Raw genomic sequence first — 2280 nt, forward strand, 5'->3', positions numbered from 1 at the left:
GCCGAAGCCGGCCACGCCCGGCCGCGGGCCCGCGCAGCCCCTGGTTCCGGATCACCCCGGGGCGTGTGGTGGGGCTGCTGATCCTGGCCGTCCTCAGCGTGGCACTGCCCGGCTTGGGGGCGCTGGTGCTGCTGTTTGCCATCATCAACGCCGTGCGCCGCGGCATTCGCTCGGCCAGCGAATCGGCCTGACATGCCCGCGCGGGCCGCTGCGGTGGTCCGTCCCAGGCACAATCCGTGCCTTCTTTGTTTTGCCTGGGCCACCACCGTGGCGGCCGGCACCGAACCCCTTTGCTATGAACGTTGACCTGAAGATCCTGGATGCGCGCCTGCGCGAGAACATGCCCGCCTATGCCACCCCTGGCAGCGCCGGCCTGGATTTGCGCGCCTGCATCGACGCGCCGATCACGCTGGAGCCCGGCCAGTGGCAGCTGATTCCCACCGGCATGGCCATCTACCTGAAGGACCCGGGCTACGCCGCCATGATCCTGCCGCGCTCGGGCCTGGGTCACAAGCACGGCATCGTGCTGGGCAATCTGGTCGGCCTGATCGACTCCGACTACCAGGGCCAACTGATGGTCAGCGCCTGGAACCGTTCGCCCACCGCCTTCACCCTGCAGCCCATGGACCGCCTGGCCCAACTGGTGGTCGTGCCCGTGGTGCAGCCCACGTTCAACCTGGTGGACGAATTCGAAGCCGTGTCCGAGCGCGGCGAAGGCGGCTACGGCTCGACCGGCAAGCAGTAAGCCCCGGCGCGGCGACCCAGCGGCCTCGGTCTTTGGGCGAGGTGCGGTGGCCCCGGACTGCGCCCCGAATGCCCGGCGGCGCTGGTCCGGTTTGGGGGAAACCGTCTGTGCAGACGGGCATGAGCGCAGCGGCAGCGCTCATTCTTTTGTGCGCAAGTGTGAGGGCCGTCGTCCCGGCTGCGGGCGGCTGCGTTGAAACTCCGAACACATGGGGCTGCGGCATGGGCCGAGCCGCCCGCTCTGCGGCCCCGCGTGTCCCGCCCACGTGACCCGGAGTTTTTATGCATCCTCTTTCCCATTGGCCCCGTCTTGCCGCTGTCGCCAGCGTAGCGTTGTTGCTGAGTGCCTGCGCCGGCTATCCCGGCCAGCCCGGCCATGGCTATCCCCGCACGACCTATCCCACGGCCCCGCAGCCGGTGACCAGCTACCCGGTGCCGGCCTATCCCGCCACCAGCTACCCGGTCCAGCAGGGCGGCGGCATGTACGGCCAGATGGCCTATGGCCAGATCGCCCACATCGAGACCGTGCGCGTGCAGGATTCCAGCGGCATTGGTGCGGGTGGGGCGATCGTCGGCGGTGTGGTCGGCGGGGTGCTGGGGCGCCAGGTCGGCAAAGGCACGGGCCGTGACTTGGCGACGATTGCGGGCGTGGTCGGCGGTGCGCTGGCCGGCAATGCGGTGCAAAACAACATGGGGGGCAGCGTGCGCGACATCTACCGCGTGACCGTGCAGCTGCAGGACGGCAGCCAGCGCAGCTTTGACTACCCCAACCCACCGCCTTTCCGCATCGGCGACAACGTGCGCGTGGACGGCAATCAGATCTACCGCTGATCCGGTGCCACTGGCACGGGCCTGTGGGTCCGCGTCCGCAGCACTGCATTTTCACAATATAGAGCAGCCAGTGCAGTGGCTGTGCGCGTCCCAGGCCGAAAACCTTCGGCCTGCCGGCGGCGGATCTGCCGTTGGAGTGGACTCTCGAATCCATAGCTGCTAACGCACAGCCAGCAAGCGCTGTAAGCCAAAATCATGCTGAATTTCTGGCTTCAGTGCGACGCAGGCCGTGTGGCCTCCGTGGCCACGGCCGGCAGGCACAGGCGCATGCGCAGCCCGCCCAGGGGCGCGCTGTCGGCCTGCACCGAACCGCCATAGGTCTGGGCCAGTTCCCGCACGATGTCCAGGCCCAGGCCGGCGCCGGGGCGCTGTTCATCCAGGCGCTCGCCCCGCTCGAAGATGCGCTGGCGCTCGGCGGGGGCAATGCCGGGGCCATCGTCGTCCACGGTGAAGCACAGCAAGTCGCCGTCGCGCTGCACGCCCAGCTGCACCTGGCTGCGCGCCCATTTGCCGGCGTTGTCCAGCAGATTGCCCAGCATCTCGAACAGGTCCTGGGCCTCGCCCCGGAAGGCCAGTCCCGGTGCGGCCTCGCCCACCTGCACAAACTGCACCGAGCGCGCCGCGTGCAGGCGCTGCATGGTGCGCAGCAGGGCCTGCATCGGCCCCCTGTCACCGGCGTGCGCCAGGCCGGTGGCGCCGGATGGC

3 protein-coding genes and 1 pseudogene are annotated in these 2280 nt (G+C 69.2%); 3 read left to right on the forward strand and 1 reads right to left on the reverse strand.

What is annotated here, in order from left to right:
* The 3 genes and pseudogenes from SJH88_RS18895 to SJH88_RS18905 all read left to right on the forward strand — a co-directional run.
* Positions 1 to 191: pseudogene (locus SJH88_RS18895) on the forward strand (hypothetical protein); the annotation flags it as partial.
* 104 nt (positions 192 to 295) lie between these two features.
* On the forward strand, positions 296 to 745 hold the full coding sequence (gene dut / locus SJH88_RS18900) for a dUTP diphosphatase (protein ID WP_042415387.1): 450 nt from the start codon (positions 296 to 298) through the stop codon (positions 743 to 745).
* A gap of 281 nt (positions 746 to 1026) precedes the next feature.
* Positions 1027 to 1575 (forward strand): outer membrane lipoprotein, encoded by a 549-nt coding sequence (locus SJH88_RS18905; RefSeq protein WP_274755361.1) that lies wholly within the window; start codon positions 1027 to 1029, stop codon positions 1573 to 1575.
* Between the two features lie 212 nt (positions 1576 to 1787).
* Here SJH88_RS18905 and SJH88_RS18910 read toward each other — a convergent pair.
* Positions 1788 to 2280 (reverse strand): ATP-binding protein (locus SJH88_RS18910; protein ID WP_274755362.1); only part of this gene is annotated, 493 nt, incomplete at its 5' end.

The organism is Comamonas sp. GCA5 (assembly GCF_036541385.1).
GTDB classification, from domain to species: Bacteria; Pseudomonadota; Gammaproteobacteria; order Burkholderiales; family Burkholderiaceae_C; genus Comamonas; species Comamonas aquatica.

Bases quoted from the DNA above. Each gene is read 5' to 3' on its own strand.
- dut (WP_042415387.1), top strand. From the start codon at position 296: ATGAACGTTGACCTGAAGATCCTGGATGCGCGCCTGCGCGAGAACATG.
- SJH88_RS18905 (WP_274755361.1), top strand. From the start codon at position 1,027: ATGCATCCTCTTTCCCATTGGCCCCGTCTTGCCGCTGTCGCCAGCGTA.